This window comes from Kitasatospora sp. NPDC086801, assembly GCF_044745805.1.
In the GTDB taxonomy this organism is placed as follows: domain Bacteria; phylum Actinomycetota; class Actinomycetes; order Streptomycetales; family Streptomycetaceae; genus Kitasatospora.
Window position 1 is genome coordinate 322,937 of record NZ_JBIVAX010000005.1, and the last position, 18,720, is coordinate 341,656.

The 18,720-nt window shown below is 74.5% G+C and carries 14 protein-coding genes and 3 pseudogenes; 9 read left to right on the top strand and 8 right to left on the bottom strand.

Features of this window, described 5'->3' with window-relative positions:
* Positions 1-77: 77 nt before the first annotated feature.
* The 5 genes from ACIPLC_RS09975 to ACIPLC_RS09995 form a co-directional block, all read right to left on the bottom strand.
* Positions 78-1,136: a DUF2637 domain-containing protein gene (locus ACIPLC_RS09975; protein ID WP_400472446.1), complete on the bottom strand. Its 1,059-nt coding sequence runs from the start codon at positions 1,134-1,136 to the stop codon at positions 78-80.
* A gap of 214 nt (positions 1,137-1,350) precedes the next feature.
* On the bottom strand, positions 1,351-2,286 hold the full coding sequence (locus ACIPLC_RS09980) for a (2Fe-2S)-binding protein (protein WP_400472447.1): 936 nt from the start codon (positions 2,284-2,286) through the stop codon (positions 1,351-1,353).
* Positions 2,287-2,453: 167 nt separating this feature from the next.
* Positions 2,454-3,296, bottom strand: a complete 843-nt coding sequence (locus ACIPLC_RS09985; RefSeq protein WP_400472448.1) for a hypothetical protein — start codon at positions 3,294-3,296, stop codon at positions 2,454-2,456.
* A gap of 210 nt (positions 3,297-3,506) precedes the next feature.
* Complete coding sequence (locus tag ACIPLC_RS09990; protein ID WP_400472449.1) at positions 3,507-4,358, bottom strand: hypothetical protein; 852 nt, start codon at positions 4,356-4,358, stop codon at positions 3,507-3,509.
* Positions 4,359-4,521: 163 nt separating this feature from the next.
* The gene (locus ACIPLC_RS09995; protein WP_400472450.1) at positions 4,522-5,133 is read right to left on the bottom strand and encodes an NTP transferase domain-containing protein; all 612 of its coding nucleotides are present in this window, start codon (positions 5,131-5,133) and stop codon (positions 4,522-4,524) included.
* A gap of 146 nt (positions 5,134-5,279) precedes the next feature.
* On the opposite strand from ACIPLC_RS09995, the gene moaA reads away from it, so the two are divergent.
* From moaA to ACIPLC_RS10010, 3 genes are all read left to right on the top strand, one after another.
* The gene (moaA, locus tag ACIPLC_RS10000) at positions 5,280-6,275 is read left to right on the top strand and encodes a GTP 3',8-cyclase MoaA (RefSeq protein ID WP_400472451.1); all 996 of its coding nucleotides are present in this window, start codon (positions 5,280-5,282) and stop codon (positions 6,273-6,275) included.
* A gap of 219 nt (positions 6,276-6,494) precedes the next feature.
* Complete coding sequence (locus tag ACIPLC_RS10005; protein ID WP_400472452.1) at positions 6,495-7,253, top strand: HNH endonuclease family protein; 759 nt, start codon at positions 6,495-6,497, stop codon at positions 7,251-7,253.
* 60 nt (positions 7,254-7,313) lie between these two features.
* Entirely contained in the window at positions 7,314-8,885 is a 1,572-nt protein-coding gene (locus ACIPLC_RS10010) for an alpha/beta hydrolase (protein WP_400472453.1), read from the top strand.
* 108 nt (positions 8,886-8,993) lie between these two features.
* Here the strand turns inward: ACIPLC_RS10010 and ACIPLC_RS10015 are convergent, their stop codons facing one another.
* Positions 8,994-11,555 (bottom strand): glycosyltransferase family 39 protein, encoded by a 2,562-nt coding sequence (locus tag ACIPLC_RS10015; RefSeq protein WP_400472454.1) that lies wholly within the window; start codon positions 11,553-11,555, stop codon positions 8,994-8,996.
* Between the two features lie 116 nt (positions 11,556-11,671).
* Positions 11,672-12,790, bottom strand: coding sequence for an alpha/beta hydrolase (locus tag ACIPLC_RS10020; protein ID WP_400472455.1), 1,119 nt, complete (start codon positions 12,788-12,790; stop codon positions 11,672-11,674).
* Positions 12,791-12,933: 143 nt separating this feature from the next.
* Here ACIPLC_RS10020 and ACIPLC_RS10025 point away from each other — a divergent pair, with 143 nt between their 5' ends.
* The 4 genes and pseudogenes from ACIPLC_RS10025 to ACIPLC_RS10040 form a co-directional block, all read left to right on the top strand.
* Entirely contained in the window at positions 12,934-13,881 is a 948-nt protein-coding gene (locus tag ACIPLC_RS10025; protein WP_400472456.1) for a hypothetical protein, read from the top strand.
* Between the two features lie 253 nt (positions 13,882-14,134).
* Positions 14,135-14,731: pseudogene (locus ACIPLC_RS10030) on the top strand (serine protease); the annotation flags it as partial.
* A gap of 204 nt (positions 14,732-14,935) precedes the next feature.
* Positions 14,936-15,664, top strand: a pseudogene (locus tag ACIPLC_RS10035) (putative Ig domain-containing protein); the annotation flags it as partial.
* Positions 15,665-15,752: 88 nt separating this feature from the next.
* Positions 15,753-16,100: pseudogene (locus tag ACIPLC_RS10040) on the top strand (phosphotransferase); the annotation flags it as partial.
* A gap of 51 nt (positions 16,101-16,151) precedes the next feature.
* Here the strand turns inward: ACIPLC_RS10040 and ACIPLC_RS10045 are convergent.
* Positions 16,152-17,408, bottom strand: coding sequence for an alpha/beta hydrolase (locus ACIPLC_RS10045; protein WP_400472457.1), 1,257 nt, complete (start codon positions 17,406-17,408; stop codon positions 16,152-16,154).
* A gap of 128 nt (positions 17,409-17,536) precedes the next feature.
* Here ACIPLC_RS10045 and ACIPLC_RS10050 point away from each other — a divergent pair, with 128 nt between their 5' ends.
* Together ACIPLC_RS10050 and ACIPLC_RS10055 are read left to right on the top strand one after the other, a co-directional pair.
* The gene (locus tag ACIPLC_RS10050) at positions 17,537-17,995 is read left to right on the top strand and encodes a MarR family winged helix-turn-helix transcriptional regulator (RefSeq protein ID WP_400472458.1); all 459 of its coding nucleotides are present in this window, start codon (positions 17,537-17,539) and stop codon (positions 17,993-17,995) included.
* 136 nt (positions 17,996-18,131) lie between these two features.
* Positions 18,132-18,530, top strand: a complete 399-nt coding sequence (locus ACIPLC_RS10055; RefSeq protein WP_400472459.1) for a type II toxin-antitoxin system VapC family toxin — start codon at positions 18,132-18,134, stop codon at positions 18,528-18,530.
* Positions 18,531-18,720 lie beyond the last annotated feature (190 nt).

Below are 18,720 nucleotides of genomic sequence, written 5' to 3' on the forward strand. Positions count from 1 at the left end.
CCCGACCGCCCTGTGCGCCCCGTGCGCCCCGACCGCCCCGTGTGCCCTGAGCGGCCCGACCGGCCGGGCCGCCGGGGTTACCCGAACTGCTGCTCCAGGTCCTTCAGTTTGCGCTCCAGCGAGTCCAGCCGGGGCAGCGTCACGGTGTCCTCGTCGACGGTCAGGTCGATGGTGCGCCGCTCCGGGCGGGCGGGCAGGCCCGGCTGCACCACCGCCCCCTCGGCGGGCACCACGGCCCCCTCGGCGGCCTCGACCTCGCGCGGCCCGGCGGGCCGCTCCGCCGCGGGCCCGCCGGCTATGGCGGGCTCCGAGCCGGACTCCAACTGCCGTGCGGCGCCGCCGCGTCCGCGCCAGGCGCTGGTGCTGCGGCTGATCGCCCGGATCTCCGCCCGCTCGCGGCGGCCGGCGAGCCTGCGGCGTTCCCGCTCCACGGCCTTCTCCCGCTTGTCCTCGCGGACCTCGTCCACCGCCTCGTCGAGGCTGCGGACGCCTTCCAGGAGCATCAGCGACCAGGCCGCGTAGGTCTCGCGCGGGGCGCGCAGCCAGCGCACGATGCGGATCTGCGGCAGCGGGCGGGGGACGAGCCCCTGCTCGCGCAGCGCGGCCCGGCGGGTCTGCTTGAGCGCCCGGTCGAACAGGATGGCCGCCGAGAGGGACATGCCGGAGAAGAACTGCGGGGCGCCGGCGTGGCCGAAGCCGCGCGGGGCGTGCACCCAGTTGAACCAGGCCGAGGCGCCGGCGAACAGCCAGACCAGCAGCCGGGAGCCGAGCGCGGCGTCGCCGTGGCTGGCCTCGCGGACGGCGAGCACCGAGCAGAACATCGCGGCGCCGTCGAGGCCGAACGGGACGAGGTACTCCCAGCCGCCGGACAGTCCGAGGTTCTGCACCCCGAATCCGACCAGCCCGTGGAAGGAGAGCGCGGCGGCGACACCGGCGCAGCAGAACAGCAGCGTGTACGAGGCGCCGCCGTAGAGGGATTCCTTGCGGCGGCGCCGTTCCTCGGAACGCTCCCAGGAATCCGGCCCGCCGGCGGCGGCGGATCCCCGGCTCCGGACCAGGGCCACCAGGAGCGCGCTGACCAGCAGCCCCGCACCTCCGGTGACGGCCCAGCCGAGCGGTATGTCGGACAATTTCATCGCCGGAACCAGCCTCGCTTTTCTGCGTCGCGTTCCTGCGTCGTGATGGCGGGGACCATCATGGCGGATGCTCGGCGGGGGAATGGCTGATTCGCCGTCAATGCGCTGAGTAGAGGGATTTCTGACCCCACGAAAATAGCATTGTCGTATGAATTTGAAGCGGGTTGTTCCTGGAATTCCGGGCTTTCCGGATCCGATGTCGTACGGAGTTTCGTCAACCCCGCATGACGCGGGGACAGCCGCCGCACATGTCCTCCGGTTGCGCGGTGTACACGAGGCAGCAACTGGCCCGGGCCCGGTCGGTGCCCGAAGCATCCCCGCACCCGGCGGCCGGCGCGGCGAAACCGGCACCCGGAGCGAAGGGGGACGGAGCCGGAGCGGGGCCGCCGGGTGCGCCGGGCGCGCACTCCGGTGCCGCCGTCGCCCCGCCCGCCGGCGGGGGCTCCAGCAGCGCGGACAGCTCGGCGCGCGCCCGCTCCCGCTCCCCGAGCAGCCCGCCGGCGTACCAGAGCCCCTCCACCGCCGCGTCCGTGGCCATCGCCCACAGCACCCGCGGCCCGCGCCGCACCTCGGGCCGGAAGGCGGCCAGCACCGGCTCCAGGAATCCGCCCAGCGCGCACCGCAGTTCGGCGGCCAGCGCGTTCTCGTCCGGCACCGTACGGGCCTGCGGCGCCCCGCCCGCCGGGTCGTCCGGCAGGCAGGCGAAGGCCTCCGGGCGGACCGTCAGCTCCACCCGGTCGGCGCCGCGGCGCACCGAGACGTCCCCCGGGCCGAGCAGCGGGACCCGGCGCTCCAGGAACCACGGCAGCGTGAACAGCAGCGAGACCGGCCACACGACGCGGTGCAGGCCGAAGCCGGCCGCCACGTCCGGGCGCAGCGGCCGACCGTAGCGGGCGAGGCCCTGCCGGGCGTCGTGGGCGATCAGCTCGCGGACCGCCTCGGGCCGGGTGGCCAGGTCGGCGGCGGGGATCCAGCCGTCGCCGCGCCGGGGCGGGGCGCAGCGCACCCGCAGGACGGGGGCGAGCGCGGTGAGCCGGTGGTACGAGGTCGCGCCGGGGGCGGTCGCGGCCGGCGCGGGGGCGAGGGCGTGCGCCTCGGTGGTGCGGGGGGCGCACGGCGCGGGGCCGGGCCGGGTGCTGCTCGCGGTCATGGGCGGGCCCCATCGGGTCGACCGGGGGCCGCCCATGGACCGCCCGGCGGTGCCCGGTCGGGGTGGTGGCCCGCCGGGCCCGGTCGGACCGGGGCATGGCGGTGCCCGGAGAACGGCAAGGCGAACCCGGCCGGGGTGCTGCTCACCCCGGCCAGGTTAGGCTCACCTTAGCTGATTGTCCCCGGGGTCTCGCGGGTGATGCACCCGTCCGGGGGAGGCCCCGGCGCGCGGACGGCAGCCAACTGGCGCGCGAGCCAGACCGGCACGCCGCCCAGCGCGTGGACCAGCCGGGCCGCCTCGGCGCGCAGCCGGGCGGCCTCGGCCGGCTCGGACACCTCGGCGAGCGCCGCGAGCGCCGGCGCCACCCCCACCGTGAAGCCGAGTTGCTCGCGCAGCCGCAGCGAGGCGTCGAAGCCCTCGCGGGCGTGGCCGCGGTCCCCGCGGGCCAGGGCCAGCGCCGCCAGGTGGCGCCAGGTGTACGAGCGCAGCAGTTCGTCCCCGCGCTCGCCCGCGCCGTCGTGCGCCCGGCGGTAGGCGATCCAGGCGGCACTGCGGTCGCGCAGCAGGTTCTCGGCGACCAGCCCGCGCCGGAAGTCCAGCAGCGGGCGGCCCGGCGCGTCCGGCGGCAGCAGTGCCGAGGTGCGGCCGAGCGCGGCCTGCGCCTCGTCCAGCCGGTCACGGGGGCCGAGCATGCTGGCCACGTACGCCAGGAAGCCGCGGGCGCAGGCGGCGGCCGCGCGCTGTTCGGTGCTGGCCACCACGGCCTCCGCGAGGCGCAGTGCCTGTTCCGCCTGGGTCCACTGCGCGGCGGTGAACAGGCACTGCTCGATGAGGAGTTCGGCCCGTGCCAGGGCCGCCGTCGGGTCCTGTTCGGCGGCCGGGCGCAACAGTTCGGCCGCCTCCTGCCAGCACCCCCGGGACCTCAGCCGCCACACGGTGTCGCCCGGCTCCTCCGCTGCCGCCCGCCCCCGCCCGTTCGGGCCGCTCGGGCTCCATCCGTGCTCTGACAACGCCACCTCCTTGTGTGCGCCATCCAGCGGGGCGCGGGCCTGCCCGACATCGCCGCCGTCGACTGGCGACAGCATGGCGACGGCAGCGCAAAGGCCCGCGCTGTGGCGGCAATTCAACACGGGGGTGAGCTTGTGCACCAGATCACGAGCGGAGGTTCTTGCATTCGCGGGGGAAATGATCTAGTGGGCTCCCTGGTGGCCCCCGGTCGGTCAGGACGTCCAGCCGGTCTCCATCAGGGCCTCGGCGGCGCCGTTGGCGGGCTGCGGCACCCCCGCCAGGTCCAGGCTGAACAGGGCGACCAGCAACTGCTCGCCGCGCACGGTGGCCTGGTGCGAGTAGCCGGCCAGGGTGAACATGGCGGCGGCCATCTCCTCGGCGTGCAGGGTCTGCAGCCACAGGCACTCGACCGACTTCACGTCGGCCGGCTCGGTCCAGGTGTCCACCTGGGCGACCATCCGGCTGCCCAGCAGGGTGACCCCGTCGCGCTCCTGGGCCTCGGTCAGCTCCAGGTCGTCGAAGCCGAGCCACTCCAGGTAGCGGGCGGCGGTGAAGACCGCGTCCTGCGAGGTGCGCACCGGGTGCGGGCGGAACGGCGCGCGGTGGCGGAAGGGCTTGGGCTGGCCGCCGGAGCCGCCGGGCGGGGCGGGCACCGGCGCGCCCAACGGGTGGGCCGGGTACGGGCGGGAGGCCTGCGGGCCGGGGGTGGCGAGCGGTCCGGCCGTACCGCCGCCGAGCCGGGTGGTGCGGTCCACCGGAAGCCGGACGGTGGCACCGCAGTTGCAGGTGAACTCGGGCTGCGGCCACTGGTCGGAGCGGCCGCAGTGCGGACAGCGCATGCTCAGCCAGGAGTCCTCCCAGGAGCGGAACCGGACCTGTACCGGCACCCCGCCGCGCAGCAGCGGCACCTTCAGCGAGGCGCCGCACGGGCAGGGCAGCGACGGCGGCTCGTAGAGGTGCTCGCGGCGGCAGGCGGGGCAGCGGATAGCCCGGGCGCCACCGCCCGCCCCGGTCCCTGGCCGCGCGGGGTCGTGTCCGGTGAAGTCGTCGGGCAGTCCGGCCATCGCGGGCTCCGTCCGTTCGAGTCGGGTGGTGGGACGGTTCCATGCTCCCCGAAACGTTGGGTCCTTGGCGCGGAATGGGGCAATCCTCAGGGTGGGATCAGGGGTGTGCGCCCGGTCGGTGCCCGCCACGGGTGCTTCGGGCACCCGGACCGGCGGGGGGCGGTCAGCCGGCGGACCAGCGGGCCAGGTCGGCGGGGGTGTCCAGGTCGTCCGGGACGGCGATGTCGGCGCACTCGACCAGGGCGACCGCGTCCGCGTGCGCGGCCAGCAGGGTGCGGGCTCCGGCGTCGCCGGAGGCGCCCGCCGCCGCCTCCGCGAAGTGCCGGGCGCCGATCAGCACCGGGTGTCCGCGCCGCCCGCCGTAGGCCGCCGCGGCCAGTTCCGCGCCGGCCCGGTGCGCGGCCAGCAGCCGGGCCACCGCGGCCGGGGTGACGCCCGGGGTGTCCACCAGCATCACCAGCACCGCCGACACCTCCGGCGCCAGTGCGGCCAGCCCGGCGCGCAGCGAGGAGCCCATGCCGCCCGGCCAGTCCGGGTTGGCCACCAGCCGGCAGCCCGGCAGGTGCGCCGTCGAGCGGACGCGGTCGCCGTCCGCGCCCAGCACCACCGTGACGTCCGTGCAGCCGCCCGCCCGCACCACCGCCACCGCGTGCTCGACCAGTGGACGGCCCGCGTACCGGATCAGGGCCTTCGGCCGCCCGCCGAGGCGTCGCCCGCCCCCGGCGGCGAGCACCAGTGCGGCGACGGGGCCGGTTCGGTCTTCGGTGGTCTGCATGGGCCCAGCCTGCCCGTCGGGGCCGCCGCCGCGCAGCCGTACGAACCCACAGTTGTACGAATGCACAAGGGGAACCCGCAGGTGGTGGCCGGTCCCCGGCGGTTCGGCCGCTGGTCCTGCGGCCCGTCGCCCCCTGTACTGGGTCGATGAACACCGCACCGCGCCCGCTGCTGGACCGTTTCGGCCGGGTCCACACCGACCTGCGGGTCTCGCTGACCGACCGCTGCAACCTGCGCTGCACCTACTGCATGCCGGCCGAGGGCCTGGACTGGCTGCCGAGGGCGGAGGTGCTGGGCGACGACGAGGTGGTGCGGCTGGTGCGGATCGCGGTCGGGCGGCTGGGGATCGTCTCGGTGCGGCTGACCGGTGGGGAGCCGCTGTTGCGGCGGGGCCTGCCGGAACTGGTGGGGCGGATCGCCGGGTCGGGGCCGGAGGTGTCGTTGACGACGAACGGGATCGGGCTGGCCCGGACGGCGGTGGCGCTGCGGGCGGCGGGGCTGGAGCGGGTGAACGTCAGCCTGGACACGCTGCGCCCGGAGCGGTTCGCGCGGATCACGCGGCGGGACCGGATCGCGGACGTGTTCGCGGGGCTGGCGGCGGCGCGGGCGGCGGGGCTGGGGCCGGTGAAGGTGAACGCGGTGCCGGTGCGCGGCGTGAACGAGGACGAGATCCCGGAGCTGGCGGCCTTCGCGGTGGAGCACGGGTACCGGATGCGGTTCATCGAGTCGATGCCGTTGGACGCGCAGGGCGCCTGGGACCGTTCCGCGATGGTCACCGCCGCCGAGGTCCTGGAGCGGCTCGGGGAGCGCTTCGACCTGGTGCCGGTGGGGCGGCGGGGCAACGCCCCGGCGGAGGAGTGGCGGGTCGCGGGCACCGATGCCGTCATCGGGGTGATCGCCTCCGTGACCCGTCCGTTCTGCGGGGGCTGTGACCGGGTCCGGCTCACCGCCGACGGCCAGTTGCGCAACTGCCTGTTCGCGACGGAGGAGTCCGATCTGCGCGCGCTGTTGCGCGGTGGTGCCGACGACGACCGGATCGAGGCGGCCTGGCGGGCCTCGGTGGCCGGGAAGGGGCCCGGACACGCCGTCAACTCCGCCGGCTTCGTCCGGCCCGACCGCCCGATGTCCGCCATCGGTGGCTGAGGTCCGCCGTCGGTGGCTGAGGCCTGTCGTCGGTGGCTGAGGCCTGTCGTCGGGCTCCCGTCCGCGTGGCGACGCCGGGAGTCCGACGACGGATCCCGGGGCGCGCGGTGTGAGCTTCGACATGGTCGGCGGGGTTCGCGTGGCGCCGCCTTGACCGGCTCTCGGGGTGGCTGATCTGCTGGTTCGCCGTCAACCCGCCCCAGATCCCGGGAGTTCTCCGTGCCCGCCCGCCGCACCGCACTGTCCGCCGCCACCGTGTTCCTGATATGCGCTCTCGCACTGGCGGGGTGGCTGCTCGGCGGCCGTGACCACAACAGCGGCGACTCCGCCGCGCCCGCCGGGGGCCCGGGCGCCAGCCCGCTGCAGAACCCGGACGGCACCAAGCCCGGCCTGGCCCCGCTGGCCACGCCCGAGGAGCAGAAGGCCGGCCGGGACGTCATAGCCAAGGTCGCCACCGCCGCCACCGGCCCCAAGGACGGCTACGACCGCAACGAGTTCGGCCCCGCCTGGACGGACAACGTCGACGGCGTCCCGCTCGGCCACAACAACTGCGACACCCGCAACGACCTGCTCGCCCGCGACGGCACCGCCGTCGAGCGCAAGGACGGCTCGGACTGCGTCGTCACCGCGATGACCATCCACGACCCGTACACCGGCAAGAACGTCCAGTGGACCAAGCAGCAGGCCACGAAGATCCAGATCGACCACGTGATGCCGCTGTCCTACGACTGGCAGATGGGCGCTGCCAAGTGGGACAAGGCCAAGCGCGTCCAGATCGCCAACGACCCGCTCAACCTGATCCCCGCCGACGGCTCGCAGAACGCCTCCAAGGGCGACTCCGGCCCGGCCTCCTGGCTCCCCGCCAACACCGCCGTCCGCTGCTCCTACGCCGTCCGCTTCGCCCAGGTCTCGCTCAAGTACCAACTCCCCGTCACCGTCGCCGACAAGCAGGCCATGCTGCAGCAGTGCGGCGGCTGAGGAATCGTTACAGCAGGTGCTGGTGTGACGGGGGAGGTCGGCGGGTGGTATTCGTGGGCGGTGTACTCGTCGACCCTCGGGCGCCCGCTCCGCGCCCTGCTCGCCGCCGCCCTCCTCGCGCTCGCCGCGGGCTGCACCGGGCCGTCGGACCCGGGCGCCCGCCAGCCCGGCACCGCGGCCGCGGCCGGGCCCCGGGACCTGGTGCCCGGCACGGCCGCCCCCGCGCTCGCGGCCCTGTACCTCCAGCCGCTGGACTGGAAGGACTGCCCGGACCGGCCCGAGCGCCCGGCCGGCGAGCCGGTCGCGCAGTGCGCCGGACTCAAGGTCCCGCTGGACTACGCCGATCCGGGCGGCGAGACGATCGACGTCGCCGTCGCCCGGATCCGCGCCACCGAGGCCGACCGGCGGATCGGGGCGCTGGTGCTCAACCCCGGCGGGCCGGGCAACTCCGGCGCGGACCGGGTGGTCTGGGGCTGGGAGGACTACCGCGGCCCGCTGTCCGACCACTTCGACCTGGTCGGCTTCGACCCGCGCGGCGCCGGGCGCACCACCCCCGTGCACTGCCTCGACGACCGCACCCGGGACGAGTGGACCGGCACCGATGACCCCGGCTACGACCACGGTCGGATCCTCGCCGACGCCTGCGAGGCCCGGCACGCCACGCTGCTGCCGCACCTCTCCACCCGTGACACCGCCCGCGACCTGGACGTCCTGCGCGGCGCCCTGGGCGAACGGCGGCTCGACTTCCTCGGCAGCTCCTACGGCACCTACCTGGGCGCCCTCTACGCCGAGGAGTTCCCCGCCCGCACCGGCCGCCTCGTCCTGGACGGCGCCTTCGAACGCAGCCTCGACCCGGTCCGGTTGAACGTCGAGGCGGCCGCCGCCACCGAGACCGCCCTGCGGGACTTCGCCGCCGACTGCGCGGACCGCGACGACTGCCCGCTCGGCCACGACCCCGCCGCCGCCCCGCAACGGCTCGCCGACTTCCTGGACGGCCTGCGTGAACACCCGCTGCTCGCCGCCGACGGCCGCCGCCTCACCGCCACCCTGGCCTGGACCGGCACCCTCGACGCCCTCTACGCCGGCCACCGCTCCTGGGGGCGGGTGCGCCAGGCCCTCGACCCGGCGATCACCCGAGGCGACGCCGCCGGACTGCTCGACCTCGCCGACAGCGGCAACGGCCGCGGCGAGGAGGGCGGTTACACCACCGCGGCGGACGCCTTCGCCGCCATCAGCTGCGCGGACGCCCTGATGGCCCCCGGCGACGGGGACCTGCGCACCGCCCGCGCCGAACTCGCTGCCCGCGCCCCGCTGATGAGCCGGCACGACACCTCGGCGGCACTGTTCGCCCCGGACTGCCGCTCCTGGCCGTACCGCACCGCCGAACGGCCCGCCCGGATCCGGGCCGAGGGTAGCGCCCCGATCCTGGTGATCGGCTCCACCGCCGACCCGGTCACGCCGTACGCGTGGGCGCAGCGGATGACCTCCGGCCTCGCCCACGCCGTCCTGCTCACCCGGGACGGCGACGGGCACACCGGGTACGACAAGAGCGGGTGCGTGCGGGAGGCGGTGGCCGCGTTCCTGGTCGACGGCACGATGCCCGCCGCCGGGACGCACTGCCCGTCCGACTGACGGGGGCTGCCGGGCGGGGGCGGGGCGAGGGTGCCGACGGCCCGGGCGGGCACCGGTAACGCGACGGGGGCGCACCGCCGGCTGCGGTGCGCCCCCGGAACGGGACGGTCAGGACGTCGGGGCCGTCAGGTCGTAGAAGGTGGTGGAGCCGACCGTCTTCGCGGTGAAGTGGCTCGTCACCCAGCTCTCGATCTGGGCGGTCTCCGACTCCTGCCCCCCGGTGTCGCCGCGTCCGCTCTCGGCCCCGCCGAAGCCGCGGTGGGAGCCGCCGGCGATGAACCAGTGCACCTTGCCCTCCTGGACGTACTTCTGGAAGCCGGCCAGGCTGAGCGAGGGGTCGGTGCCGTTGAAGCCGCCGAGGGCCATCACCGGCTCCCCGGTGGCGAGTTGGTAGCTGGCGGCGTTCTGCGAGCCGCTGGTGGCGGCCGTCCAGGTGTACCGGTCGGCGTTCTCCTCGAGCAGGGCGGAGGCCTCCTCGCTCACCTTGGTGCCGCCGAGCAGGCCGCCCATCATGCCACCGGGGCCGCCCGTGCCGCCGGTGCCACCGGGGCCGCCCGTGCCGCCGGGGCCGAAGGCGCCGGGGTCCTCGCCGCCGCCGGGGTTGCCGCTGCCCGGGTTGCCGCTGCCCGGGTTGCCGTTGCCGGGGTTGGCGCCCGTGCCGCGCTCGCGGTGGCCGTTGCCGCCGCCCGAGCCCTTGCCCGAACCGCCGCCCGGCCAGCCGCCGTTGCCGCCGTTGAACCCGCCCTGGCCGCCGCCGGTGCCGCCGCCCTGGCCCCCGCCGTTGAACCCCCCGCCGCCCTGGCCCTTGCCCGAACCGCCGCCCGAACCGCCGCCCGGCCAGCCGCCGTTGCCGGTGCCGTTGCCCCCGCCGGGGAAGCCGGGCGCGCCGCCGTTCTGTCCGCCGCCGGGGCCGGCCTGGGACGTCCGCCCGTTGCCCGCGAAGCCCTGCCCGCCGTGCCGGCCGCCGCCGCCCGGGCCGAAGGCGCCCCGCACGGCCGGTCCGGCCGTCACGATGGAGCCGCTGTGCGCCGTGTTGACGGTGTCCACCGCGTACGCGGCCGGTCCGCCGAGCGCCGCCGCCAGGCCGATCAGGCCGGAGACCGAGGCGATCCGGGCCCCGAGCCGTCCGTCGGCCCGCCCGGCGAGCTGCCCGGCGACCAGCGCGGCCGCCGCCGCCAGCCCGCCGACCAGCACCACCCAACGCAGCCAGGGCAGGAACTGCGTGGTCCGCCCGAGCAGGACGAACGCCCACACCGCCGTCACCGCGAGGGTGCCGGCCAGCACCAGCGCCCACGGAAGCCGGTGCCGGGCCCGCCACAGGCCGTCCACGCCCATGCCGACCAGCGCCGCGACGGCCGGGGCGAGCGCCACCGTGTAGTACTGGTGGAAGATCCCGGACATGAAGCTGAACACCAGCGCGGTGGACAGCATCGCGCCGCCCCAGACCAGGAACGCCGCACGGGCGGTGTCGGTGCGGGCGTAGCGACGGGTCGCCCACAGGGCGGCGACCAGCAGGATCAGCGCGGCCGGCAGCAGCCAGGCGATCTGACCGCCGATGTCGCTCCCGAACAGCCGGGTGAGGCCGGTCTGGCCCCAGCCGCGCCCGCCGCGCATCGCCCCGGCCGGCAGGTCGAGCCCGGCCGGGAGCCGCCCGCCGCCGCCGACGCTGCCGGTCTCGTCGCCGTTGATCCGGCCGAGGCCGTTGTAGCCGAAGGTGAGGGAGAGGAAGCTGTCGTCCTGCGAGCCGCCGACGTACGGGCGGGCCGAGGCCGGCAGCAGCTCGACCACCGCGACCCACCAGCCGCCCGCGACCACCATGGCCGCGCCCGCGAGCAGCAGCTGCCGCACCCGCCGCCACAGGCCGGTCGGCGCGACGACCAGGTAGACCAGCGCGAAGGCGGGCAGCACGAGGAAGGCCTGGAGGGTCTTGGTGAGGAAGGCCAGGCCGAACATCGCCCCGGTGAACACCAGCCACCGGGTGCCCGCCGCCTCGATGGCCCGCACCAGCCCGTACGCGGCCAGGGTGAGCAGCAGTGCCAGCAGCGCGTCGGGGTTGTTGAAGCGGAACATCAGCGCCGCCACCGGGGTGAGCGCCAGGGCGGCCCCGGCGAGCAGGCCGCCGAGCGGGGAGAAGCGGCGGCGCACCGTCGCGTACACGACGCCGACGGTGGCGGAGCCCATCAGCGCCTGCGGGGCGAGTACGGACCACGAGGACAGGCCGAAGACCCGCACCGAGAGGGCCATCGGCCACAGCGACATCGGGGGCTTGTCGACGGTGATGAAGTTCCCGGCGTCGGAGGAGCCGAAGAAGAAGGCCTTCCAGCTCTGGCTGCCGGCCTGGACGGCGGCCGAGTAGAAGGCGTTGGCCCAGCCGGAGGCGCTCAGGCCCCAGAGGTAGAGGACGGCGGTCGCGGCCAGCAGTGCCAGCAGGGCCGGGCGCACCCAGCGCGGGTCGTCCGCGCGGCCGCGCCAGGCGCGGGCGGGGAGGGTGCGCAGCCGGCCGGACCAGGAGGCGGGGCCCTTGGGGCCGGCGGGCGGCAGGGGCTGCTCGGGGAAGAGCGGCGCCGGGTCCGGCCGGGCTGGGTCCGGCTGCGGCACCTCCGGCGGCGGGAAGTTCGCGGCCTCGGGCCACGGTTCGCCGGCCGGAGGGGAGTAGCTGGTCGTGGTCATGCGCCATACCGTGCGTGGTGTGGCTGAGAGGAGCGTGAGACGACGCTGTGAGACGGGTGTGATCTGCGGGGCATCCGGGTGATCCGGGTGATCCGGGTGGGCCGCCGGGGGGTCGGTCAGGCGGCCTGCGGCATGGTGAGGTGCTTGCCGAGCCACTCCAGGGCCGGGGGGATCTCCCGGGTCCAGGTGTGGAAGTTGTGGCCGCCGGTGTCCAGGGTGATGGTGGACAGCTTGGTGGGGGCCTTGAAGGCGCCGACCATGGCCTGGGTGTCGGCGTAGTTGTTCTCGTCGTAGCTGGTGGTGAGCAGCAGGGAGACGGGGGCGGCCGGCTGGTTCTTCAGCCGCCACAGCAGGTCGTTCTGCTGCTTCAGCTGGTCGTTGCCGCCGAACAGGTCGCCGGTGGTCTCGTCGTGCGCCGCGCTGTAGTAGCCGGAGAGCGCGACCGCCGCGCGGTAGGCGTCGGGCTTGCGCAGCGCGAACTTGAGCGCGCAGTAGCCGCCGGTCGAGTTGCCGATCACGGCGCGGCTCGCCGGGTCGTCGCCGATCCGGTAGGTGGTGGCGAGCGCCTTGGGCAGGTCGGCGGTGAAGAAGGTCTCCGCCTGGGGGCCGCCCGGTACGTCGACGCACTCGGTGTCCCGGTTGCCGACGACCGTGGGGCGCATCATCACCAGGACGGTCGGCGGCAGCTTCTTCTCCTCGATCGCGGTGAGGGTGGAGGCCGGGTACTGCATCAGCGAGATCAGCTTCTCCGGGGTGCCCGGGTAGCCGGTGAGCACCAGCGCCATCGGGAACCGTCGCTGCGCGTAGTCCGGCTGGAAGTACTGCGGGGGCAGGTAGACGAACGCCTCGGTGCTCAGACCGGTCGAGGCTCCTTTGACGGCGACCTGCTGGATCAGCCCGGAGCGCTCCCGGTCGGAGCCCTGGGCCGAGTAGAACTTCTGCTCGCCGGTGACGGCCACGGAGGCGTTCGACGTGTGGTCGACGACCGTGCCCGGCTTGCCGTCGGTGCCGAGCAGGTCGCTCCAGGAGCTGTAGAAGCCGAAGTAGCCGTTGGCGATCAGGCCCATGGCGACCAGCACGGCGATCTGGGTGGCGAGGAAGGCGCCGATCCGGCCCGTCCAGGACTTCCAGCCCTTCCCGCCGAAGCGCGGCCAGAGCCACATGGTGGCGCCGAAGACGAGGATCGCGACGACCGAGGTGACGATCTGGAGGGGGAGTCCGGTGAGGCTGAGCACGCCCCGATCGTAGTTGACCTCGATCGGCGCCCCCGGGCGCCCCCTGGCGTGTGTGAATCCGGTTGACCCCGTCCTTCGGGCTCGGGACCATGGCGGCGGACACGCGCACACTGTGTGCGCGGGGCGTCACCGGGGCGGGGTTCATGAAGTCCATCACCAAGGTCGGTCTGGCCGTCGGCACCGTACTGCTGCTCGCGGCCTGCACCAGCGGCACCGGGGGCGGCGGGGGCGGCGGGGGGAGCGCTGCGGGCGGGCCGTCCACCGGCACGGCCCCGCCCGCGCCGGCGCGGACGCCGACCCCCACCCCGACGCCGTACGGCCCGGTGCTCGGCACGAGCATCGACCCGGTGAACGCCGCGCTCGGCCAGGTGGCCGGGGCCAAGACCCTGGGCGACCTCGACGGTGTGCTCGGCGGCATCGCCACCAGCGCGCGGACGGCCGGCCGGAGCCTGAACCTGGCGAACGGGCCGGCCGCGGTCGCGACGGCGCAGACCGAGCTGGTGGCGGCGCTGACGTCGCTGGCCACCGACGCGACGAAGGTCCGCAGCGACATCAAGAGCAGGGGCGTCTGCGCGGTGGGCTCCGCGCAGGCCGAGCTGGGCGCCTCCGAGAGCCTGGCGGCGGTGTCGGCGGCCCTGGCCAAGATGACGGCGGCCGGCTACCCGACGACCTTCGCCGTCCCGCAGACCCCGAAGCAGCAGTCCCGTTCGCTGGACAACGGCACCCTGGTGCGCGAGGGGCGGCATCGCGGCGAGGGCGTGTTCAAGGTCGACAACGGCGGCAAGGGGGACGCGGTCGTCTCGCTCGCGCTGAACGGCAAGTCGGTGCACTCGGTGTACGTGGCCAAGGGGCAGAAGGCCAGCATCGAGGGCGTCGAGGACGGCACGTACGAGGTGTACTTCGCGGGCGGGGTGGACTGGGACTCCGAGGCGAAGGCGTTCACGCAGAGCTGCCGGTTCACCAAGTTCCAGGACACGCTGGCGTTCGAGACCGGGCGCACCGCGACGTCCTGGTCGATCACCCTCCAGCCGACGGTCGGCGGCACCGCCAAGACCGACGACGTGGACGCGAACTCCTTCCCGCAGCCGTAGCCGTAGCCGTAGCCGTAAGGGGCCGAGGGCACGGTCGGTGCCGTGGGGTGCCACCGTGCCCGCCCTTAACGGGCATACCGGGGCGGATGGTCGCCGCCCCGGGGCGCAACGGCCGATTGGCGTCGGCGAGTTCGGCCAATACGGTTGACCACTTGAAGTGACCATGGCACTTTCGTGCGGCGCGGGTCTCGGCGACCAGTCGTGCACCCCGCGATCCCCCACAAGGAGAGCCATGTTCAAGAGACTTGCCGCGATGGCCGGTGCCGGCGCCGTCGTCGCGGGCGGGCTGACCCTCGCCGCCGCCCCCGCGCACGCCGTCCAGGCCAGCGATCTGACCTCCACCATCGCCCTGAGCAACTGCTCGGCCTCGCTGGTGCGTTACCCCACCTCGGTGGCCGGCGACCGGGCCCTGATGCTCACCAACGGCCACTGCCTGCCGACCATGCCCACGGCCGGCCAGGTCATCCAGAACGTGAGCGCGAGCCGCAGCGGCACCCTGCTGGACGGCGCCGGCAACAGCCTCGGCACCGTCCAGGCCGACAAGGTCGTCTACGCGACCATGACCGGCACCGACGTCGCGCTCTACCAACTCACCGACACCTACGGCTCGATCAGCTCCAAGTACGGCGCCACCGCGCTGACCGTCAACGACACCCACCCGACCGACGGCGCCGCGATGTACATACCCTCCTCGTACTGGAAGCAGGTGTGGAACTGCTCCGTCAACGGGTTCGTGCCCACCCTGCGCGAGGACCAGTGGACCTGGCACGACTCACTGCGCTACAGCTCCGGCTGCAACACCACGCACGGCACCTCCGGTTCGCCGATCATCGACTCCGCCAGCGGGCGGATCATCGGCATCAACAACACCGGCAACGACAACGGCGAGATGTGCACCCTGGACAACCCGTGCGAGGTCGCCGCGGACGGTACCACCACGGCCACCAAGGGCCAGAGCTACGGTGAGGAGACCTACTGGTTCACCACCTGCCTCGGCAACGGCCGGGTCATCGACCTCAACGTGGCCGGCTGCCTGCTCACCAAGCCGGCCGGCAGCGGCGCCGTCTCCGTCAGCACCCCCGGCGACCAGTCCACCGCGGTCGGCGGTGCGGTGAACCTCCAGATCAACGCTTCCGGTGGTACGGCGCCGCTGTCCTACAGTGCCTCCGGGCTGCCGGCGGGGTTGGCGATCAACGCTTCCACGGGTGCGATCACGGGTGCCGCGACGACGGCGGGTTCGTCGAGCGTGACGGTGACGGTGACGGACTCGGCGGGCAAGTCGGGTACGGCGAGCTTCACGTGGACCGTGACGGGTGGTGGCGGTGGCACCTGCACGCCGGCGCAGCTGCTGGGCAACCAGGGCTTCGAGACGGGTTCGGCGGCGCCGTGGACGACCAGCTCCGGTGTGGTGGACAACAGCTCCTCGCAGGCGGCGCACGGTGGTTCGTGGAAGGCGTGGCTGAACGGCTACGGTTCCTCGCACACCGACACGCTGTCGCAGACGGTGACGATTCCGGCGGGCTGCAAGGCGACGCTGAGCTTCTGGCTGCACATCGACACCGCGGAGTCGGGCAGCACCGCGTACGACAAGCTGGCCGTGTCGGTGAACGGCGCCACGCTGAAGACGTACTCCAACGCGGACGCCGCGGCCGGGTACCAGCAGCGCACCTTCGACCTCTCGTCCTACGCGGGCCAGAGCGTCACCCTGAAGTTCACCGGCACCGAGGACGCCTCGCTGCAGACGAGCTTCGTGATCGACGACACCTCCGTCCAGACCAGCTGACGCACCACCAGCGCGCCGACCGGCCCCGGGGCCTCCACACCCCGGGGCCGGACCGCGCGGCCGTCCGCACCGCCTCGTCGGCGAGCCGCCCGGCCCGCCGGTCTGGATCCACGCGGACCTGCAACCGGGCAACCTGCTGGTCTCCGGGGGCCGACTGAGCGCCGTCATCGACTTCGGCTGCACGGGCCTGGGGGATCCGGCCGTCGACCTGATCCCGGCCTGGCACGTGCTGCCGGCGCCGGCCCGGGGTGCCTTCCGGGCGGCGGTGGACGCCGACGGGGCGGCCTGGGCGCGCGGCCGGGGGTGGGCGCTGTCGATCGCGCTGAGCGAACTGAACTACTACCGGGAGACGAACCCGGTCATGGCGGGCATCGCCCGGCAGGTGATCGCGGAGGTGCTGGCCGACCACGCGCACCGGGGCGGCCAGCGCGCGTAGCGGGGCGGCGCGCTCTCGCCCGCCGCCCCGGTGCGCGGTGGCCGCTCGGTGTCACGCCCGGCGGGCGTCGGCGATCACGGCCGGGGTGGTGCCGAGCCACCAGGTGGGGTTGGCGGTGCCGTCGGTGGTGCGGCCGTCGCTGTGGACGTAGTGCCGCACGTCGCGGCCCGGCTCGGCGAACTCGCCGTTCAGGGCGCGCTCGACCCACTCGGCGCCGAAGCGGAACACCTCGGCGGCGGTGCCGCCCAGCGGGTGGAACTCGTTCTCGTAGACGCGCATCTCCTTGGGTGCCCGCACCCGCTCGTAGTTGGCCAGCGCCTGCTCCAGCACGGTGAGTTCGTCGAACTCGCCGATGCCGTAGACGACCGGGCAGGTGATCTCCTGGACCAGGTCGCCCAGCGGCATCCGGGCGACCAGCTCGGTGTCGAAGGCGTCCTCGTCGGTGTAGCCGGCCATGAACATGTAGTTGTTCTTGAAGGTCGGCTGGGCGCGCTCGAAGATGGTGGCGAAGTCGCCGGTGACGGCCTCGAAGGCGGCCAGTGCGGCGAGGCGGCGGTCGGTGGCGGCGGCGCGCGAGCCCCAGTAGCCGCTCATCGAGATGCCGAACATGCCGATGCGGGCCGCGTCGACCTCGGGCAGCGAGGCCAGGTGGTCGATGTAGCGGCTGATCGCGCGCTCGTAGTTGGTGAGGTCGACGGTCAGTCCGTTGGCCCGGCTCTCGCCCTGGCCCGGCCCTTCGATGGACAGGGCCACGATGCCGCGCGAGGTGTAGTACCGCTCGGCCGCGTAGATGTAGTCCTCCTTGATCATGTCCATCCCCGGGCCGAGGATCACCGCGGGGGCGTTGCGGACCTCGCCGGCCGGCAGGTGCAGCAGGGCGAAGATCTGCTTGCCCTCGAAGTCGAGGACGACGCGGCGCACCCGGTTGTCGCGCAGCGCGCCCAGGCGCTCGACGCAGTGGTTGGCGTGCTCGCGGAAGGCGAGCTTGCGCGGGTCGGTGGCGTCGAAGATCGAGTACTGGGCGCGGCCCCACATCACCGAGGCGCGCACGTAGAGGTCGGCGGCGGTCCGGGCGAAGCCGCCGCGCTCGTGGTGGGCGGCGCGCTCCTCGGCCTGGCCGGCGATGGCGGCCCAGGCCTTGGGGAGCATCACTCCGCTCTGCACCAGGTCGAAGACCTTGTCGAAGTCGCTGTGGTCGTGGCCGAGCTGCTCCAGGGTGCCCTTGGCCTGGGGGTGCAGGGCGTCGAAGCCGCCCTGGGCGAGGGCGATGTCCAGGGCCCAGTTCTGGCCGGTCGAACGAACGGTCATGACGGGTGTCCTCCGTGTCGATGGGGGCTCGGTGGCGGTGCCGCCGAGTCATTAAGTACTTATCTATTAAGTACTTAGGCTAGATTGGTTGTCAACCCGCCCACCGATCGCGCCACGGAGGCCGCCCCATGCCCGAGCCGCAGACCACCCCCGCCCGCGAGCAGGCCCTCGACCGGCTCGCCCGCGCCGCCTACAGCCTCAGCGCCGCCGACTCCCGACTGCGCGGACGCGCCACCCGCACCCCCGGCGCGCTCTCCCTCACCCACGCACGGGCCCTGCGCGTCCTGGCCGGGACGGGCCCGCTGTCGATCGGCCAACTGGCCGCCGCCACCGAGACCACCAGCGCCGCCACCACCCAGCTGGTCAACAACCTCGCCGCGGCCGGCTACGTCACCCGTGAACGCCCCCCGGGCGACAAGCGGTCCGTCCTGGTCGCCCTCACCGATGCGGGCCGGCGCCGCCACGACGAACGCGAGGCCACCCTGGCCCGGGCGCTCGACACCGCACTCGCGCACCACGAGGCCCCCGCCCTGGACGTCGCGACCGACGTGCTCCGGCAGCTGGTCGCCATCTACGACCGGCTCTGACCGGGAGGCCTCAGGGCGTGCCCCGCGGATCCTGCCGGGCACGCGGCGCGCTGATCCGACAAGATCCGCAAGACACGCCCTACCCTGCGGAAGGCGCGGCAGGGCCGCGCGAGGCCCTTCCTGGAGGCGAGTGCCCGTGACGAAGTACGTGATCGCGCCGGCCGTGGCGCTGCGCCTCGCCGGCGACCGGGCCGCCATCGCGCAGGAGCACCGGCTGCTGGCCCCGACGCTGCTCCGCTCGCAGGTGCTGTCGCTCCTCTACCAGGCCGTGCGCCAGGGCGGGATGACCAGGGCGGAGGCCGACCTCCGGCTGGACCACCTGCGCGCGCTGAGGATCCGGCTCCTTGGGGACCGCGTCCTGCAGTCCACCGCCTGGGGGATCGCCGAGCGCCTCGGCTGGCCCGACACCCTCGACGCCGAGTACATCGCGCTGACCCGGCTCCAGGCCGACGCGTTCATCACGCTCGACCGGAGGGTCGCCCGCGCCGCCGAGGGCCTGGTGGCCGTCGCCCCCATCGAGGCCCTAACCGGGTGACGCGCGGCCGGCCCCCGGCCGGCCCGCCGCGAGGCCCTCCGATCCGGTCGGCCGTCACGGGTGCGGGGCGGCGTGGTGAGTTCGCCGAGGGGGCGCTAGTAGTGCTTGGTCAGGTGTACGCGCTGGTGGCGTGTCCTGCGGGGCTGTGCCGCGTTGATGGTGTGTGACACCTGGGGAGTTGGATAAGGTC

What these genes read in the sequence shown, in the direction of transcription:
- ACIPLC_RS09975 (WP_400472446.1), bottom strand. Translation starts at nt 1,136, where the DNA reads ATGAAATTGTCCGACATACCGCTCGGCTGGGCCGTCACCGGAGGTGCG.
- ACIPLC_RS09980 (WP_400472447.1), bottom strand. Translation starts at nt 2,286, where the DNA reads ATGACCGCGAGCAGCACCCGGCCCGGCCCCGCGCCGTGCGCCCCCCGC.
- ACIPLC_RS09990 (WP_400472449.1), bottom strand. Translation starts at nt 4,358, where the DNA reads ATGGCCGGACTGCCCGACGACTTCACCGGACACGACCCCGCGCGGCCA.
- ACIPLC_RS09995 (WP_400472450.1), bottom strand. Translation starts at nt 5,133, where the DNA reads ATGCAGACCACCGAAGACCGAACCGGCCCCGTCGCCGCACTGGTGCTC.
- moaA (WP_400472451.1), top strand. Translation starts at nt 5,280, where the DNA reads ATGAACACCGCACCGCGCCCGCTGCTGGACCGTTTCGGCCGGGTCCAC.
- ACIPLC_RS10015 (WP_400472454.1), bottom strand. Translation starts at nt 11,555, where the DNA reads ATGACCACGACCAGCTACTCCCCTCCGGCCGGCGAACCGTGGCCCGAG.
- ACIPLC_RS10025 (WP_400472456.1), top strand. Translation starts at nt 12,934, where the DNA reads ATGAAGTCCATCACCAAGGTCGGTCTGGCCGTCGGCACCGTACTGCTG.
- ACIPLC_RS10045 (WP_400472457.1), bottom strand. Translation starts at nt 17,408, where the DNA reads ATGACCGTTCGTTCGACCGGCCAGAACTGGGCCCTGGACATCGCCCTC.
- ACIPLC_RS10050 (WP_400472458.1), top strand. Translation starts at nt 17,537, where the DNA reads ATGCCCGAGCCGCAGACCACCCCCGCCCGCGAGCAGGCCCTCGACCGG.